Annotated in this window: 1 protein-coding gene; it reads left to right on the top strand. The window is 40.0% G+C overall.

Annotated features, from left to right (window positions below; genetic code table 11):
* The first annotated feature begins 419 nt into the window (after positions 1-419).
* The gene (rbfA, locus tag BG32_RS01895; protein ID WP_006492572.1) at positions 420-791 is read left to right on the top strand and encodes a 30S ribosome-binding factor RbfA; all 372 of its coding nucleotides are present in this window, start codon (positions 420-422) and stop codon (positions 789-791) included.
* Positions 792-800: the final 9 nt, after the last annotated feature.

The raw sequence follows: 800 nt of genomic DNA, 5'->3' as shown, positions 1-800 counted from the left end.
AATAACGACAAACTTTCTTCTTTCTGAACACATAGAATCACTCCTAACTGTTGATCACTACAGATTATAACTTCTTTACAGATTAATCGGGTTAAGCTATCGGCAAAGAGTTCCGTTTATGCAAGCTCAGGGAGGCACAATCACTCTCTCCAATTATCGGAATCATATTTTTGATCTAACAACAGAACGCGCACTGTGTCATGCCCGCCCAATAAATATCAATTGCGTTTAATACATCGTTCATTCAATATCATCCAATTTCTTGGTGGATTCTTGTCCTTCAGTCAACAAGTTACTGAAAACCGTTTCTAAGTAAAATTGCAGCTAATAATGGATGTACATTTCGCTAAAACCGCTACTTCCCAAGGAACTCCCTCTTAGCTCCGTTGTAGGTTATAATTATCCCGGAGGTGAGAGCCATGGCAAGTAGTTACAGGAAAGAGATGTTGGAGTCTGAGATAAAGAAGGTTCTCACGGTAACTCTATCATCTTACACAAGTTACAACGACTCGCTAGGAATGGTTTCAATAGTCAGGGTAGAACTTACCAAAGATAAGCGTTTTGCAACGGTCTTTGTAAGTCTTATGGGACCAGATGAAAGCAAGAAAAAGCTGGTTAAAAGGCTGAATGAAGATAAGGGAATCTTCAGGACTGCAATTGCAAAGAACATTCGTCTGTTCAAAGCCCCTGAAATCCGTTTTAAAGAAGACATTGGAATAGAAGCAAGCTTGAGAGTAGCTCAGTTGCTGGAGAAGATCGAAAGGGAGAGGACAAACACGAAAGATGAGTGATGGGATTAT

This window comes from Mesotoga sp. HF07.pep.5.2.highcov (assembly GCF_003666285.1).
GTDB classification, from domain to species: domain Bacteria; phylum Thermotogota; class Thermotogae; order Petrotogales; family Kosmotogaceae; genus Mesotoga; species Mesotoga prima.
Note: the sequence above shows the minus strand (reverse complement) of the source record. Positions and strands in the feature narration are given on the sequence as shown.

What these genes read in the sequence shown, in the direction of transcription:
- rbfA (WP_006492572.1), top strand. Translation starts at nt 420, where the DNA reads ATGGCAAGTAGTTACAGGAAAGAGATGTTGGAGTCTGAGATAAAGAAG.